A 15,321-nucleotide genomic window follows, 5' to 3' on the forward strand; every position below is an offset into this window, starting at 1 on the left:
CCTAGTCGGGCATAAGGTAGTCGCATGACTGCCCCCGAGCTCGACTGGACCGTCGACGACCTGGCGAGCCTTCCGGACGATCTGCGCTGCGAGCTGATCGACGGGAGGCTCGTTCTGCCTTCGCCGACGACTCTCCATCAGATGGTGCTCACCGAAGTCCTGCTGGCCGTCCGGGTCGGCCGGCCCTGGACGCATCTGCCGGTGTACAGCGTCGATGTCGCCGTGGACCGCCGCAATCAACCCTGCCCGGACATCGTGGTCGTCCACGCCCGGGCGGCCTTGCGCTCGCCCGTGCCCGCCGGCGACGTCCCGCTCGTCGGCGAGATCCTCGCCGCCGACACCATTGACCTGGACCGCCGCGCCAAATTCTAGATCTATCAGCGGGCAGGCATCCCCACCTGCTGGATCATCGACCCGATGCTCGACCGCATCACCTTGACGCAGTTCCAGCTCGGCGACGACGGTGCCTACCGCGAGAACCTGCGATCCGACGGGCTGATCGCCCTGGACGGGCTGTGGGGCATCGCTCTGGATCTTCCGGCGTTGACTGCCGAGCGCGATCGCCTGGTCGCTGCGGCGTCCTGATCGGAAGCCGCGACCGGGGACGCTGGGCCCGTGTCAATGGCGATGGCGTGGGCAAGTTGCCCCGGCCTGCTTCGGCGAGGGGATCTGACCGTCGGCGACCTTGCCGTGAATCGTTGACCCGCTGGCCGAGCGGGTCACCTTCACTCAGTTCGTGCTGAGCGCTCCGGGGGCGTATGACCGGGTGCTCGAGACGAGTGCTCTGGTGACCGTTCATCAGCCTTGGGAGATCACGCTGGACCTGCCGGCTTGGGCGCGGCGCCGGGACCGCATCAGAAGTAACAACCGGCCCCGCAGGCGAAGGCCCGTTGGGGTGAAACTGAGCGCGCTGTGTTTGACGTGCCCGCGGCCGCAGTGTGCCTACGATGGCTGATGTGAGCAAGGCCAAGTTGGCATGGAGCAACTAGTCTGGGGCCTAGTATGGTGAGTGGCGATTCCATCGAGGAGGAATCGATGACCGCTTCCCTTCAGCTTGCCGACCCATACCTTCTTGAGCGGCGAGATCTGACCGTCGACGACCTGGTGGACCTTCCCGAGGATCTCCACTACGAGTTGATCGACGGAAGGCTCGTCTTGACCCCCAACGCGCTTCCTATCCATCAGATCATCGCCAATCGAACAGCCAACGCGATTGAGGTCGGCTGTCCTGAGTTCGGCGAGTTCGTGGTAAATCAGGAACAGGCCGTCCTCATCAACTCGAGGAATGAGTTGCAGCCTGACGCTGTAGTCATTCGTGCGGAGGGCGCGAGCCGGTCGCCAGTGCGGGCGGCTGACGTCCCACTCGTAGTGGAGATCATCTCCAAGTCCTCGGTGACCTATGACCGCAGGCAGAAAATGAAGAGCTATGCCTTCGCCGGGATTCCGTCATATTGGATCATCGATCCGCTGGCTGATCGGGTGACCTTCACGCAGTACCTCCTCGGCGCCGACGGGAACTATCACCAGCAGATTCAGACCGACGAGCTGATCACCGTGCATCAGCCTTGGCAGATCACACTGGATCTGCCGGCGTGGACGCGGAAGCGGGATTGGCTGGAAGAGATCGCCCGCCCCTGACAGGTGAATGGCCATCGGGTAGGACTGTCTCCATGGCGCTGCATGTGCGAGGAACCGTCCTGCCCCAAGGGGACGTGAAGGATCTCTGGCTGGTGGGGGATCGGGTCACGTTCGAGCCGGTCAAGGACGCGGAGACCATCAGTGACGGCGGGTTCGTGGTGCCGGGGCTGGTGGATGCGCACTGTCATCTTGGGATCGCTCCGGGGGCCAAGCCGATCGAGAGCCTTGACCAAGCGAGGGAGCTGGCGGGGCGGGATCGCGATGCCGGGGTGCTCGCGTTGCGTGATGCGGGGTCGCCGTTTCCCTATCCCGAGCTGGATGACGAAGCCGGGATTCCGCGACTGTCCCGGGCCGGGCGTCATGTGGCGCCGCCGAAGCGCTATCTGCGCGGTCTCGCCGTCGAGGTCGAGGCGGAGGGGGTCGCCGAGGCCGTGACGGAGCAGGCCAAGGCCGGGAACGGCTGGGTGAAGCTGGTCGGGGACTGGATTCACCGGGAGGCCGGAGACCTGGCGCCCTCGTGGGATGAGGCGACCATGACGGCGGCCGTCGAGGCCGCGCACGCGGCGGGGGTCCGGGCCGCGGTGCACACGTTCTCCGAGGAGGGCGTGGCCATGATGGTGCGAGCGGGAGTCGACTCCGTCGAGCACGGGACGGGGCTGTCGCTCGATCTGATCGACGAGATGGCGCGGCGGAGGACCGCCTTTGTGCCGACGATGATCAACATCAGGACGTTCGGGAAGATCGCGGAGCAGGCTCGGGGGAAGTTCGACGGGTACGCCGATCACATGATCCGGCTGCAGGACCGGTTCCCGTCGGTGGTGCGGGCGGCCTACGAGGCGGGCGTTCCGATCTACGTCGGCACCGACGCCGGTGGGGGCATTCAGCACGGGCTGGCCGCCGAGGAGATGCTGGCCCTCGAGGAGGCCGGGCTGCCGGCCGCCGAGATCCTGGCCAATGCCTCCTGGCGGGCCCGGGAGTGGCTCGGCTTCCCCGGGCTCGTCGAGGGCGGCCTCGCCGACCTGGTGGTCTACGAGGCCGACCCCCGGCGGGATCTGCGTGTGGTGCGGGCGCCCAGCCGGATCGTGCTGCGCGGTCAGGTCATCCGGTAAGGCTCCAGAGCCGCAGGCTGTCCTCGGTCGGGCAGGCCAGGCGGCCGGCGCTGGTCACGCACGGGCCGATCCGGCGCGGGATGTCGCCGAGGCGGGTCGGCTGCCGGTCGCCGACGCGGAAAGTCGTGACCGTGCCCGCCGCCAGCGCCGGCATCATGACCAACGTTTCCGCGTCGAGCCACCACACGCTCGCGTCGGGCGTGCGGAACACCGGCGACCCGGTCTCCGACAGCAGCGCCGTCGTCGTGCCCGGGCCTCCCACGAGCACGTTCGTGCCGTTCGCCGAGATCGCGGAGGCGGAGTCCGGGGCCGGCACCTCCCAGAGGCGCTTGTGGCTGGGCACGTCGAACGCGGACACCGTCCCCCGGTCGCCGGGGCCGCCCTCGAGGACACAGAGGCGGTTCGTGCCGCAGGCGTCCATGCCGACGAGCTTCTCCGGCCCGCCGCTCGTGACCACCGACGACTGCCCCGTGGTCAGGTCGGTGGCCACGACGCGGTAGGCCGCGGTGTCGCAGCATGGGACGTTGTCGTGCAGGAGCCGGTCGCCGGCGAGCACGAACTGGGTGCCCGGCGGCCGGGCCGGTGTGATGGTGCGGCGCAGCGTGCCGGCGGCGGCGTCGCGGACCAGGAGCTTGCCGGCCTTCGTCACCTGGACCAGCCGGTCGCCGTAGGCGAGGAGGCGCTCCGTGGGATTCGCGGCGTCCGACCAGGCGGGCTGCCCCGTCCGGATGTCGCTCGCCGTGACCTGCCCGTTCGAGGCCCAACGGCGGACCATGACCTTCTCGTACGGGAGGAGGTCGTCACCGTCGTCGACGCGGAACCGCTGGATCGTGCCGCCGTTCGCCGGGTCGAAGAAGACGACGGCCCGGTCCACCCGGACCATCACGGCACCCTGAAGGGCGCGCATGTCGGTCACGACGCCGATGTCCTGGTCGGCGACCGTCCAGAGCACCGCCCCCGTGTGCAGGTCGGCCGCGTTCAGGTAGAGCTCGCCGCCGGGTGTCACCCAGGCCGAGTAGAGCTTCCCGTCCCGGGCCGCCTGCACGACCGACGTGGCCGGGCCGCCGGTGTTCACCGGCGAGCCGACCTCGGTCAGGGCCCGGCTCGACGGCGTCGGCGAGACCGTCCGGTCGGCGTCGCGATGCGGCCGGGAGATCACCACGCCCACGCCCACCGCGACCAGGCAGACGGCCAGGGCCGCCGAGAACGCCGCCTGGCGGTGGGTGCGCTGCCGGCCGCGATGACGGGCCTGTTCCGCGCCGGCCAGCGGGATGACGTCGGCCTCGCGGCCGAGTCGAGCGAGCAGGTCGTCGAGGTCAGCGGGCATCGTGGCTCTCCTCCTTCTGCGAGATCGGGCCGATCGCGGCGGCCAGGCCGGCCCGGCCGCGGGACAGCCAGGACTTGACCGTGCCGGTGGAGGCGCCGGTCTCGGCGGCGATGTCGGCCACCGAGCGGTCGAGCAGGTAGTACAGGGCGAGCGCCCGGCGATGGACCGCCGGGAGCGTCTGCATGGCCTTCACGAGCAGGACGGTGTCCTCGGAGGGCGGCGGCGCGGACGGTGGCGCCGGTGCGGTGGTGAGCCTGTTCCGGCGTACCCCCAAATGTCTCCACCGATCCGCCGCCAGGCGGCTGACCACCAGGCGTAACCAGGCCTCGGGGTTTTCATAGCCGGCTAACCGCCGCCACCGTTGCCAGGCGCGCGCGTACGCCTCCTGCACCAGGTCCTGGGCCTCCGCGGCGTCGCCGGAGAGGCCGTACGCGTACCGGGCCAGCCTCCGCGAGGTGTCCCGGTAGAAGTCGTCGAAATCGTCCGTGGCCGTCATCCCCACCGCCCCTTCACCTAGGACACGGGATGCCTGTCGGAGTGGTTGCGTGGCCCCTGACTAGAATGTCGCCTCGTGGCTCGAGTGCTCACTCCGCGTGCGGAGGACTTTCCTCGCTGGTACCAGGATCTGATCGCCAAAGCGAAACTGGCGGACAACGGCCCGGTGCGCGGCACCATGGTCATCCGTCCGGTCGGCTATGCGATCTGGGAGCGGATGCAGGCGGACATGGACGCCCGCATCAAGGAGGCCGGCGTCCAGAACGCGTACTTCCCGCTCTTCATCCCGGAGAGTTATCTGCGCCGCGAGGCCGACCACGTGGAGGGCTTCTCCCCGGAGCTCGCCGTGGTCACCCACGCCGGCGGCAAGGAGCTGGCCGAGCCACTGGTGGTCCGCCCGACGAGCGAGACCGTGATCGGCGAGTTCATGGCCAAGTGGGTCGACTCGTACCGTGACCTGCCCCTGCTGCTCAACCAGTGGGCCAACGTGGTCCGCTGGGAGCTGCGCCCGCGCACCTTCCTGCGCACGACCGAGTTCCTCTGGCAGGAGGGCCACACCGCCCACGCCGGCGAGGCCGACGCCCGCGAACACGCCCGTGACGTGCACCGCAACGTCTACGAGGCGTTCATGACGGACTTCCTCGCCATCCCGGTCGTGCCCGGTCGCAAGACCCGCAAGGAGCGCTTCGCCGGCGCCACCAACACCATGACCGTCGAGGCCATGATGGGCGACACCAAGGCGCTCCAGATGGGCACGTCGCACGAGCTCGGGCAGAACTTCGCCAAGGCGTTCGACATCTCCTACTCGTCGGCCGCGGGCGGCGTCGAGCACGCCTGGACCACCTCGTGGGGCACGTCCACCCGCATGCTCGGCGGTCTGATCATGGTGCACGGCGACGACAACGGCCTGCGGCTTCCGCCGCTCATGGCGCCGGTCCAGGTCCAGGTCATGGTGGTCAAGGCCGGTGACGGCGTGGCCGAGGCCGCGACTCAGCTCGTCAAGGACCTCAAGACCGCCGGTGTACGGGTGAAGCTCGACGACCGCTCCGACGTGCCCTTCGGCCGCCGCGCGGTCGATGCCGAGCTCCAGGGCATCCCGATCCGTATCGAGGTCGGCCCGCGCGACCTGGCCACCGGCAACGTCACGATCGCCCGGCGGGTCGACGGCTCGAAGACGCCGACCGCGATCGGCGACGTCGTGGGCGCGGTGACCAGCGCGCTCAAGGCCGACCAGCAGCGGCTCTACGACGAGGCGCTGGCGTTCCGCGCGGCCAACACGGTCGAAGTCAAGACGCTCGGCGACGCCATCGAGGCGGCGCAGACCGGCTGGGCCCGGGTGCCGTGGTCGGCGGTCGGCGAGGACGGCGAGGCCGAGGCCAACGGCAAGGCCGTGACCGTGCGCTGCCTGGTCCGCGGGGACGGCTCGATGCCCGACTCGGGCGACGAGGACGGCCTGGTCGCGATCCTGGCCCGCTCCTACTGATGGCGTTCGCTCCGGGACGGCTGATCCTGCACCGCGACACGCACCGCGGCCGGATCGGCTTCGTCCATCCGGCGCGGGTGGTCTCCGACGACGACCGCGGGCTGCTCGTCTGGGTGGCCGAGGCGTCGGTGATCGCCGTGGAGACGGCTCTGGACGGCCGGCTGCCGCGCGACTTCGCCTCGTTCACCGATTGGATCGCGGCGCCGCGTGAAACCCGGCTCGCCCAGTGGCGCGGGCCGGGTGTGCTGCGGTTCTTCCCCCGGGGCGCCGCGCATTCGGTCTGGTTTTTCCGGGACGAGTCCGACAATTTCGCGGCTTACTACGTCAACCTCGAAGAGGGCGCCGTCCGCTGGGACGACGGTGACGTGGCCGGCATCGACGTCACCGACCAGGATCTCGACATCGTGGTCTCGTCCGACCTCGAGTGGGAGTGGAAGGACGAGGACGAGTTCACCGAGCGCCTGGAGAGCCCCGAGCTCTACTGGGTGCCCGACCCCGGCGCCGTCTGGGCCGAGGGCCACCGCGTGATCAAGCAGATCGAGGCGGCCGAGTTCCCGTTCGACGGCACGTGGACCGAGTTCCAGCCGGATCCGTCCTGGGAGGCGCCGGTCGCGCTGCCCGAGGGCTGGGACCGGCCGGTCGTGGCGCGCGTTTGACGCCCGGTTGGGAGTAACGGCCGGTCATCTGGCAGAATGGTTCCTTGGTCGGTACGCCGGAGCGCCCTCTAACCCTCCGGTGAAGCCAGTCCAGCGAGACATCGGTCCCCGCAACCCCACGTGGGCGGCCGTCGGCTCAAAAACTCACGCGTTCAGGAGCGAAGACAACCGTGGCCGTAAAGATCCGGCTTCTGCGGATGGGCAAGATCCGCAACCCGCAGTACCGCATCGTCGTCGCCGACTCGCGCACCAAGCGCGACGGCCGTGCCATCGAGTACGTGGGCATCTACCAGCCGAAGGAACACCCCTCGGTGATCCAGGTCAAGTCCGAGCGGGTGCAGTACTGGCTCTCGGTCGGCGCGCAGCCGAGCGAGGCCGTGCAGCGCATCCTGGAGAAGACCGGCGACTGGCAGCAGTTCAAGGGTCTGCCGGCCCCGCCGCCGCTGCTGGTGGCCGAGCCGAAGCAGAGCCGCACCGAGGCGTACGAGGCTGAGGCCAAGGCCGCCGCCGGTGTTGCCGACGCGCCCGCCAAGACCCCCAAGAAGGCCGACAAGGTCGCCGCCGCTCCGGAGGCCGCCGAGGCCAAGCCGGCGCAGACCAAGGCCGCCAAGCCCGACGAGCCCAACCGTGAGGCCGTCGCCGAGACCGCAGAGGACCCGGCCGGTGCCGGCGCCGACGCGAGCTGACGGGGCGCTCCGGCCGGCGCTGGAGCACCTCGTCAAGGGCATCGTCGACAACCCGGACGACGTCCGGGTCCGGCTGGTCGACTCGCGCCGCGGCAAGCGGCTCGAGGTTCGCGTGCACCCCGAGGACCTGGGTACGGTCATCGGGCGTGGCGGGCGTACGGCCAAGGCCCTGCGGCAGGTCATCGGGTCGATCGGTGGACGCGGCATCCGCGTGGACATCGTCGACGCGTACTGATGCTTCTAGTAGTCGGCCAGATCGGTAAGCCGCACGGCATCCGGGGCGAGGTCTCGGTCGTCGTGCGCACCGATGAACCGGAAGAACGTTTCGTCCCCGGGTCGGTGTTCGTCACGGAGGTCCCCAAGGACCGCCGTGTCAGCACCGGCCCGGCGGCCGTTCCCGCCGGTGTGCCCTATCAGGTGCCCAAACAGCTCGTGCTGGAGCAGATCCGCTGGCATCAGGGCCGCGGCATCGCCCAGTTCGAGAACGTCTACGACCGCAACATCGCCGAGGCGCTGCGCGGCGTGTGGCTCCAGGTCGACAGCTCCGAGTTGACGCCCTCGGACGACCCGGACGAGTTCCACGACCACCAGCTGGTAGGGCTGCGGGTCGAGTCTCTTTCCGGCGAGCTGCACGGCACGGTCGAGCGGATCGAGCACGCTCCCTCGTCCGACCTCATCGTGCTGAAGAAGACCGGTGGGGGTACGGCGCTGATCCCGTTCGTGAGCGCGATCGTGCCCACTGTCGATCTCGACGGCGGGCGTGTCGTCGTCGATCTGCCCGAGGGTCTGCTCGATCTGTGATGCGCGTCGACATCATCTCGATCTTCCCGGACTACTTCGCCCCGCTCGACCTGTCGCTGGTCGGCAAGGCGCGGTCGACCGGGCTGCTGTCCGTGGACGTGCACGATCTGCGTAAATGGACCAGCGATGTTCATCGGACGGTGGACGACACCCCGTACGGCGGCGGGCCCGGCATGGTCATGCGGCCCGAGCCGTGGGGGCAGGCCCTCGACGCGATGGCGCCGGGGACGCTCGTGGTGCCGTCGCCGGTCGGAAAGCCGTTCACGCAGGCGGACGCGTACGCGCTGGCCTCTCTTGATCATTTGATCTTCGCCTGCGGGCGCTACGAGGGCATCGATCAGCGGGTGATCGACGACGCCGCTGCGCGGATGCCGGTGCTCGAGGTCTCCCTCGGTGACTACGTGCTGTTCGGTGGCGAGGTCGCGGTCATCGTGATCATGGAGGCCATCACCCGGCTGCTGCCCGGAGTGTTGGGTAACGCGTCGTCGCTGGACGAGGAGTCGCACTCCGCCGGCCTGCTCGAGGCGCCCGTGTACACCAAGCCGGCGTCGTGGCGTGACCGGGAAGTTCCGGAAATTTTGCGATCTGGGGACCATGGGCGAATTGCCCGGTGGCGTCGTTCCCAGAGCCTGTTGCGGACCGCTGCCCGGCGGCCGGACATGATGGCGTCCTACCCGCCGGATTTGTTGGACAAGTCGGATAAGACGGCTTTGGCTGAGGGCGGATTTCAGATCACGCCTCCCCCTGTGGCAAAGTAGTGAGGTTGCCGATTTCACTCCGCGCCGTGGGGTGGGATCGAGGGCCCTCTGGAGTGGTGGAGGGTCAGGATCACCCGCCGCGCACCGAACTCCCGGTGCGCCTTTGAGTACGAGGATGCAGCGATGAACACGCTGGACGCTCTCGACGCCCAGTCGCAGCGCACCGACCTTCCCAACTTCCGGGCCGGCGACACCCTCAAGGTGTACGCGCGAGTCGTCGAAGGTAACCGTTCCCGCGTCCAGATCTTCCAGGGCGTCGTGATCGCCCGGCAGGGCGCCGGTCTCCGGGAGACCTTCAAGGTCCGGAAGATCAGCTTCGGCGTCGGTGTCGAGCGGACCTACCCGATCAACAGCCCGGCGATCGACAAGATCGAGGTCGTGAGCCGCGGTGACGTCCGCCGCGCCAAGCTCTACTACCTGCGCGAGCTCCGCGGCAAGAAGGCCAAGATCAAGGAGCTTCGGGAGAAGCAGACCGTCTGATCTTGATCGATCCTGTGCTACCGCCCGTAAGTTTCCCTAGGGAGATACTCGGGCGGTAGTGCTGTATCCGGGGCGTTTTCGGTCGGCGGCGGGAGATGCGAAGCGTGGAACCGATGGAGGGCTACCGGCCGTCCGAGCGACGGCGGCGGTCCATGATCCGGCGCAAGGAGATGCCGCTCTGGCAGGAGCTGCCGCTCCTGCTGGTCGTGGCCTTCTGCCTCGCCGTCCTGATCCGCACCTTCCTGGTGCAGGCGTTCTACATCCCCAGCGGGTCGATGCAGAGCACCCTGGAGATCAAGGACAGGGTCCTGGTCAACAAGGTCGTCTACGACATGCGCGACCCGGTCCGCGGCGAGATCGTGGTCTTCCGCGGCACCGACAACTGGGCGCCCGAGGTGACCGAAGAGGTCAGCAACTCGTTCGTGGCCAAGCTGGGCCGCACGGTGGGCGACCTGGTCGGGGTGAGCCGGCCCGGGGAGCGCGACTTCATCAAGCGGGTGATCGGGCTGCCCGGCGACAAGGTGGCCTGCTGCGACGCCAAGGGCCGGATCACGGTCAACGGCGTCGGGATCGACGAGTCGTACATCGCCGACGGCTTCAACTCCGACATCAACCAGCCGCCCAACCCGAACCAGTGCACCAGCCGGCGCTTCACCGAGGTCACCGTCCCGGCGGGTGAGATGTTCGTCATGGGCGACCATCGCGAGGTGTCGCAGGACGCCCGATGCCAGGGGCCGGTGCCGATCGACAACGTGATCGGCCGGGCATTCGTCATCGTCTGGCCGAGCAGCCGGTTCACCAGCCTCTCGGTGCCCGACGTGTGGAAGACGTACGCCGAGATCCATCCCACCGCGGCCGGCCTTCCGGAGCGGGAGCACAGCCCTTCGACGGAACTTTTCGCACTTCCTTTTCTCTTAAGTGGGGCGTTATCCGCGCGTTCCGGACTGCCGTTCTCGATTCGGCGTCGTAGGCTCCCATCGTGATTGACGAGCAGACGGAGCCGAAGCGCAAAAGTTCCTTTTGGCGCGAACTTCCGATCCTCCTGGGTGTGGCGATCCTCGTCGCCGTGCTGGTCCGCGCCTTCGTGCTGCAGACGTTCTACATTCCGTCGCCCTCGATGGAGCACACGCTCAACGTGCTCGACCGGGTGCTCGTCAACAAGCTCGTCTACGACTTCCGTGACCCCAAGCGCGGCGAGATCATCGTCTTCGAGGCGCCCAAGGAGTGGCAGTCCGGCGCCGAGGGCGAAGACTTCATCAAGCGCATCATCGGCACCCCGGGCGACCACGTGCAGTACACGGGCACCGGCAAGCTGATCGTCAACGGCGTGCCGCTCGACGAGCCGTACATCTACAAGGACTCCGACGGCACCCCCGACCCGCCGGCGAGCACGAACTTCGACATCGTCGTGCCCGAGGGACGGCTGTGGGTGATGGGCGACCACCGGGCCGCCTCGGGCGACTCCCTGGAGCACTACCAGGACAGCGACCACAACATCACCGAGGCCACGATCACCGAGGACTCGGTGGTCGGCCGCGCCTTCACGGTCTTCTGGCCGGTCGGCCGGGCGACCTGGCTCTCGGTGCCGGACGGCTTCGACGCCATCCCCGATGCGAAGTAACACCCGGTCGGAAGATCCACGCCGGGCGCAATAGGCTTGTTCGCGTGACCGTCATCAACCGACGCGCCGGTCGGGTGCTCCTCGTCGATCAGGCCGGGCGCACCCTGCTGCTGCACGGCGGCGACCCGGCCCGTCCAGGCCATCGCTGGTGGTTCACCCCCGGCGGAGGCCTGGTCGACGGCGAGACGGTCGTCGAGGCCGCCGCCCGCGAGCTCTTCGAGGAGACGGGCCTTCAGGTCAAGGCCGACGATCTTGGTGAGCCTCTCTGGCACCAGGTGACCGAGTTCAGCTACGACGGCCGCGACTACCAGCAGGAGCAGGATTTCTTCCTGCTGCGGGTCACCGAGATCCAGATCGACATGGCCGGCATGGACGCCGACGAGCAGGAGACCATCACCGAGCACCGCTGGTGGTCGGCCGAGGAGATCGAGGCCAGCTCCGAGCTGATCTTCCCGGTCGAGCTGCCCGAGTTGCTGCGGGCTCTCTGATGCTGTCTCCTCCCCGCACGGTGGTGCGCCGCGAGGGCGGTCTGTACGCCCTGGAGCGCGCCCTCCAGCGCCGCGGCTTCACCAACGTGGCCGGCGCCGACGAGGCCGGCCGGGGCGCCTGTGCGGGCCCGCTGGTGGCCGCCGCCGCCATCCTGCCCGAGGGCAAGCGCGGCGAGATCGACGAGCTGGCCGACTCCAAGCTGCTGACGCCGGCCGCCCGCGAGCGCGTGTACGCCGAAGTGGTGGCCCGGGCCCTGGCCTGGTCGGTGGTGATCATCCCGCCCACCGAGGTCGACGCCCGCGGGCTGCATGTCTGCAACCTGGCGGCGATGCGCCGCGCGCTGGCGTCGCTGGCCACGCCGCCGGAATACGTGCTGACCGACGGCTTCCCGGTCGACGGGCTGGGCGTGCCCGGCCTGGCCGTGTGGAAAGGCGACCGGGTGGCGGCGTGCGTGGCCGCGGCCAGCGTGCTGGCCAAGGTCACCCGGGACAGGCTGATGGTCGAACTGCACGACCAGTTCCCGGCGTACGGGTTCGCCGTGCACAAGGGCTACATCACCGACGAGCACACGGCCGCCCTGCGCGAGCACGGGCCCTGCGCCGAGCACCGTTTCTCGTACGTGAACGTGGCCGCGGCCTCCGGTCGCGGGAACAGGCCGCCGCGGGCCCGTCGTCCCGGCCCGGCTGAGGCCCCGCCGGTACTGTTTGACGCATCCGGCGTCGTTGGGGGTACCGTCGGCGTGGCGTCGGGCGACCAGCCTCAGCCGTCGCCGTGTGTGGGGGAAGATGAGGCCATGGAGGGCGAAAAGCGATGAGCGCAGAGGATCTCGAGAAGTACGAGACCGAGATGGAGCTGCAGCTCTACCGGGAGTACCGCGATATCGTCCGCCAGTTCTCCTACGTGGTGGAGACCGAGCGCCGTTTCTACCTGGCCAACCAGGTCGATCTGCACGTGCGTAACTCGGACGGCGAGGTCTATTTCGAGGTCGAGATGCACGACGCCTGGGTCTGGGACATGTACAGGCCCGCCCGCTTCGTGAAGAACGTCCGCGTGATGACCTTCAAGGACGTCAACGTGGAGGAGCTGGAGAAGCCGGACATCTCGCTGCCGGACGACGCGGGCTTCGGCAACTAGGGGTTATCCACAGCCCTTTCCCCGGGCGATGAGGAAGCGGCAGGGTGTCGGCCATGCCCTTCCTCGGTCTCCTTCTCGCCGTCCTGTCCTTCGGCTGGCCCGTCTCGCCACCCACAGTGGTGCGCCGGTTCGATCCGCCCCCACAGCCATGGCTGGCCGGGCACCGCGGGGTCGATCTGTCGGGCTCGCCGGGCACACCCGTCTCGTCGGCCGGTCCCGGAACGGTGGTCTTCGCCGGTGAGCTGGCCGGGCGTGGCGTCATCAGCGTCGCCCACGCCGGTGGTCTGCGGACCACATACGAGCCGGTGAGCGCCACGGTGGCCCGGGGCGACGTGGTGGCCGGCGGGGCCGTGATCGGCTTTCTCGAGGCCGGCCATCCGGGCCTGCACTGGGGTCTTCGGCGCGGTGAGCTCTACCTCGATCCGCTGGCGCTGCTAGGCCTGGGCCGGGTGCGACTACTGCCGCTTCAGCCCGTGTAGCAACTGCGGCAGCCGCTCGGCCAGCCGGTCGTACTCCTCGGCCCGGTTGTAGACCTGCGCGCTCAGCCGGAGCAGGCCACGCCCGCCCCAGGCGTTCACCTGGGTCTCCGCGGCCAGCTTCTCGGCGATCAGGGTGCGCAGCGCGTACGCCTCGGGCGCGGTGGTGGCCAGACCCGACGGCAGCGGCACGACGCGCATGGCGACCTCCGGATGGCCAGGGTGGGGGAGATCGGTCACGCCCAAGGCCTCACCCAGGACCTTTTGGCCGTACGCCGCCAGGGCTGCATTGTGGCGTCGTACAGCCTCCCAGCCGAGCGTGCGGAGCGTGAACAGGCCGGACGGCGCGGCCAGCCAGGGCGTGTAGTCGATGGTGCCCTGATATTCGACGGCCAGCGGGTAGCCCTCGTCCTGCTCCCACGAGACGACCAAGGGCTCCATCCGGCGCCGCCACTGCGGGGCGACCGAGAGCAGGGCCGTGCCGCGCGGGGCGAAGGCCCACTTGTGCAGGTTGCCGACCCAGAAGTCGGCGCCGATCGCGGCCACCTCGACCGGCAGGTGCCCCGGCACGTGCGCGGCGTCGACCAGCACCGGGATGTCGTGCTCGTGCGCGGCGGCGACGATCTCCCGCACCGGAAGGCAGGCGGCGGTGGCCGACGCGATCTGGTCGACGATGAGCAGCTTGGTCTTGCCCGGCCGCAGCGCGGCCCGGATGCGGGAGACGACCTCGGCGCTGCTCGCGCCCAGCGGCAGGGCGACGGTCCGGGCGGTGGCGCCGGCCCGGCGGCACTGCCGGCGCGCGGCGAAGAAGACAGAGCCGTAGCCGTGGTCGGTGAGCAGCACCTCGTCGGCCGACTCGAGCCGCACCGAGTTCAGGACGAGGGAGACGCCGGTGGTGGTGTTGGCGACGAGGGCGCTGCCGTCCGGGTCGGCGCCGAGAAAAGAGGCGAGATGCCGTCGGGTATGGACGACCCGGTCCATCAGCCCCTCGCCGGCGTAGAAGGCCATCGGGTTGGCGTCGACCTCGTCGCGCAGGCGCTGCTGGGCGCGCTGCACCCCGATCGGGACGGCGCCGAAGGAGCCGTGGTTGAGATAGGACACGCCCGGATCGAGCGAGAACAGAAGACGGGCGCCGGGGAGGGCTGCGGGCGGTTCTCCGGCGCTCACACTCCGATCGTACGGGGTCACGCCCGGGGGTGCGCCTGTTTGAAGGCGGCCCGGAGCCGTTCGGTCGACACGTGCGTGTAGATCTGGGTGCTGGACAGCGAGGAGTGCCCGAGCAGTTCCTGCACGGCGCGCAGATCGGCCCCGCCGTCGAGCAGGTGCGTGGCCGCCGAGTGCCGCAGATCGTGCGGGCTGGTGTGCGGCAGCCCCGCCTCCCGGGCCGCCGCGTCGACGATCCGCCGCACGACGGTCGGCTGGAGCCGTCCGCCCTTGACCCCGAGGAAAAGGGCGTCGTCGGCGGCTTTCCCGGTCAGATGGGGGCGGCCGTGCCGCAGATAGTCGTCGAGGGCGCGCTGAGCCGGCACGCCATAAGGGACGGCGCGTTCCTTGGCGCCCTTGCCGAAGACCCGCACGAGCCGCCGCGACTCGTCGAGGTCGGCGCGGTCGAGGCCGCAGAGCTCGCTGACCCGTACGCCGGTCGCGTAAAGCAGTTCCAGCACCGCCCGGTCCCGCAGGGCGACGGCGTCCGGCCCCTCGGCCGCACTTTGTTCCACCAGGGCGGCGGCCTGCTCGGCGCGCAGAACGGTCGGCAGGGCACGGTGGGCCCGCGGGCTGGTGAGGTGGACCCCCGGGTCGGATCCGGTCCGCCCGGTGCGCAACGCCCACGCGGTGAAGACCCGCGCCGCGGTCGCCCGCCTGGCCTGGGACGACCGGGCCGCGCCGTCCCGCATCCGGGCCGCCAGCCACGACCGCAGCACACCGAGGTCGAGATCGCCGAGCGAGGTCACGTCGTGGCGGACCGCGTGGTTCAGCAGCGAGACCACGTCACCCAGGTAGGCCCGTACGGTGTGGGCCGACCGGTTGTCGACCCGCGCCAGATGATGCCCGAAGTCGTCGACGGCCTGCCGCATCGCCTCCGGTAGCCGCTCGTGCATGTCCCGCGTATCCATCGTGTCGACCGTCATCGTTCGACCCGGCCTTCGTCAAGCGGCCACGCTGGCTAC

The 15,321-nt window shown here is 69.5% G+C and carries 20 protein-coding genes and 1 pseudogene; 17 read left to right on the forward strand and 4 right to left on the reverse strand.

Annotated elements, in window-relative coordinates:
* The first annotated feature begins 24 nt into the window (after positions 1-24).
* The 4 genes from ACFY36_RS27975 to ACFY36_RS27990 all read left to right on the forward strand — a co-directional run bounded on the left by ACFY36_RS27975 (position 25) and on the right by ACFY36_RS27990 (position 2,747).
* Entirely contained in the window at positions 25-372 is a 348-nt protein-coding gene (locus ACFY36_RS27975; protein ID WP_499748885.1) for a Uma2 family endonuclease, read from the forward strand.
* Between the two features lie 45 nt (positions 373-417).
* Positions 418-585, forward strand: a complete 168-nt coding sequence (locus tag ACFY36_RS27980) for a hypothetical protein (protein WP_499748886.1) — start codon at positions 418-420, stop codon at positions 583-585.
* 450 nt (positions 586-1,035) lie between these two features.
* Entirely contained in the window at positions 1,036-1,638 is a 603-nt protein-coding gene (locus ACFY36_RS27985) for a Uma2 family endonuclease (RefSeq protein ID WP_499748887.1), read from the forward strand.
* Between the two features lie 32 nt (positions 1,639-1,670).
* Positions 1,671-2,747: an amidohydrolase family protein gene (locus tag ACFY36_RS27990; RefSeq protein WP_499748888.1), complete on the forward strand. Its 1,077-nt coding sequence runs from the start codon at positions 1,671-1,673 to the stop codon at positions 2,745-2,747.
* Here ACFY36_RS27990 and ACFY36_RS27995 read toward each other — a convergent pair.
* Entirely contained in the window at positions 2,737-4,074 is a 1,338-nt protein-coding gene (locus ACFY36_RS27995; RefSeq protein ID WP_499748889.1) for an outer membrane protein assembly factor BamB family protein, read from the reverse strand. The genes ACFY36_RS27990 and ACFY36_RS27995 overlap by 11 nt on opposite strands.
* Positions 4,064-4,570: a SigE family RNA polymerase sigma factor gene (locus tag ACFY36_RS28000; protein ID WP_499748890.1), complete on the reverse strand. Its 507-nt coding sequence runs from the start codon at positions 4,568-4,570 to the stop codon at positions 4,064-4,066. Before ACFY36_RS28000 ends, ACFY36_RS27995 begins: the two co-directional genes overlap by 11 nt.
* A gap of 75 nt (positions 4,571-4,645) precedes the next feature.
* Here ACFY36_RS28000 and proS point away from each other — a divergent pair, with 75 nt between their 5' ends.
* From proS to ACFY36_RS28065, 13 genes and pseudogenes are all read left to right on the forward strand, one after another.
* Positions 4,646-6,052 (forward strand): proline--tRNA ligase, encoded by a 1,407-nt coding sequence (gene proS, locus ACFY36_RS28005; protein ID WP_499748891.1) that lies wholly within the window; start codon positions 4,646-4,648, stop codon positions 6,050-6,052.
* Positions 6,052-6,708: a ribonuclease FAU-1 family protein gene (locus ACFY36_RS28010; RefSeq protein WP_499748892.1), complete on the forward strand. Its 657-nt coding sequence runs from the start codon at positions 6,052-6,054 to the stop codon at positions 6,706-6,708. Before proS ends, ACFY36_RS28010 begins: the two co-directional genes overlap by 1 nt.
* A 170-nt stretch (positions 6,709-6,878) precedes the next feature.
* Positions 6,879-7,394, forward strand: a complete 516-nt coding sequence (rpsP, locus tag ACFY36_RS28015; RefSeq protein ID WP_499748893.1) for a 30S ribosomal protein S16 — start codon at positions 6,879-6,881, stop codon at positions 7,392-7,394.
* Positions 7,372-7,629, forward strand: a complete 258-nt coding sequence (locus ACFY36_RS28020) for an RNA-binding protein (RefSeq protein ID WP_014447131.1) — start codon at positions 7,372-7,374, stop codon at positions 7,627-7,629. Before rpsP ends, ACFY36_RS28020 begins: the two co-directional genes overlap by 23 nt.
* On the forward strand, positions 7,629-8,195 hold the full coding sequence (gene rimM, locus ACFY36_RS28025; RefSeq protein ID WP_499748894.1) for a ribosome maturation factor RimM: 567 nt from the start codon (positions 7,629-7,631) through the stop codon (positions 8,193-8,195). Before ACFY36_RS28020 ends, rimM begins: the two co-directional genes overlap by 1 nt.
* Entirely contained in the window at positions 8,195-8,953 is a 759-nt protein-coding gene (gene trmD / locus ACFY36_RS28030; protein ID WP_499748895.1) for a tRNA (guanosine(37)-N1)-methyltransferase TrmD, read from the forward strand. The genes rimM and trmD overlap by 1 nt, the downstream gene beginning before the upstream one ends.
* Positions 8,954-9,076: 123 nt before the next feature.
* Positions 9,077-9,433, forward strand: a complete 357-nt coding sequence (gene rplS / locus ACFY36_RS28035; protein ID WP_499748896.1) for a 50S ribosomal protein L19 — start codon at positions 9,077-9,079, stop codon at positions 9,431-9,433.
* Positions 9,434-9,528: 95 nt separating this feature from the next.
* A complete protein-coding gene (gene lepB / locus ACFY36_RS28040) occupies positions 9,529-10,416 on the forward strand; it encodes a signal peptidase I (protein ID WP_499748897.1) in 888 nt (295 codons plus the stop codon).
* On the forward strand, positions 10,413-11,054 hold the full coding sequence (gene lepB / locus ACFY36_RS28045; RefSeq protein WP_498691794.1) for a S26 family signal peptidase: 642 nt from the start codon (positions 10,413-10,415) through the stop codon (positions 11,052-11,054). Before lepB (ACFY36_RS28040) ends, lepB (ACFY36_RS28045) begins: the two co-directional genes overlap by 4 nt.
* 44 nt (positions 11,055-11,098) lie before the next feature.
* A complete protein-coding gene (locus tag ACFY36_RS28050) occupies positions 11,099-11,542 on the forward strand; it encodes an NUDIX hydrolase (protein WP_499748898.1) in 444 nt (147 codons plus the stop codon).
* Positions 11,542-12,357 carry a ribonuclease HII gene (locus tag ACFY36_RS28055; protein ID WP_499748899.1) on the forward strand — a complete coding sequence of 272 codons (816 nt, stop codon included), beginning with the start codon at positions 11,542-11,544 and terminating at the stop codon, positions 12,355-12,357. The genes ACFY36_RS28050 and ACFY36_RS28055 overlap by 1 nt, the downstream gene beginning before the upstream one ends.
* Entirely contained in the window at positions 12,354-12,677 is a 324-nt protein-coding gene (locus ACFY36_RS28060) for a DUF2469 domain-containing protein (protein ID WP_097318465.1), read from the forward strand. The genes ACFY36_RS28055 and ACFY36_RS28060 overlap by 4 nt, the downstream gene beginning before the upstream one ends.
* Before the next feature lie 65 nt (positions 12,678-12,742).
* A pseudogene (locus ACFY36_RS28065) lies at positions 12,743-13,156 on the forward strand (murein hydrolase activator EnvC family protein); the annotation flags it as partial.
* Here ACFY36_RS28065 and ACFY36_RS28070 read toward each other — a convergent pair.
* Both ACFY36_RS28070 and ACFY36_RS28075 read right to left on the reverse strand, forming a co-directional pair.
* On the reverse strand, positions 13,133-14,320 hold the full coding sequence (locus ACFY36_RS28070) for an aminotransferase class V-fold PLP-dependent enzyme (protein WP_499748900.1): 1,188 nt from the start codon (positions 14,318-14,320) through the stop codon (positions 13,133-13,135). The pseudogene ACFY36_RS28065 and the gene ACFY36_RS28070 sit on opposite strands and share 24 nt — an antisense overlap.
* Positions 14,321-14,337: 17 nt before the next feature.
* Positions 14,338-15,267 carry a tyrosine recombinase XerC gene (locus ACFY36_RS28075; protein ID WP_499748901.1) on the reverse strand — a complete coding sequence of 310 codons (930 nt, stop codon included), beginning with the start codon at positions 15,265-15,267 and terminating at the stop codon, positions 14,338-14,340.
* Positions 15,268-15,321: the final 54 nt, after the last annotated feature.

The organism is Actinoplanes sp. NPDC000266, assembly GCF_042899005.1.
Lineage (GTDB): Bacteria > Actinomycetota > Actinomycetes > Mycobacteriales > Micromonosporaceae > Actinoplanes.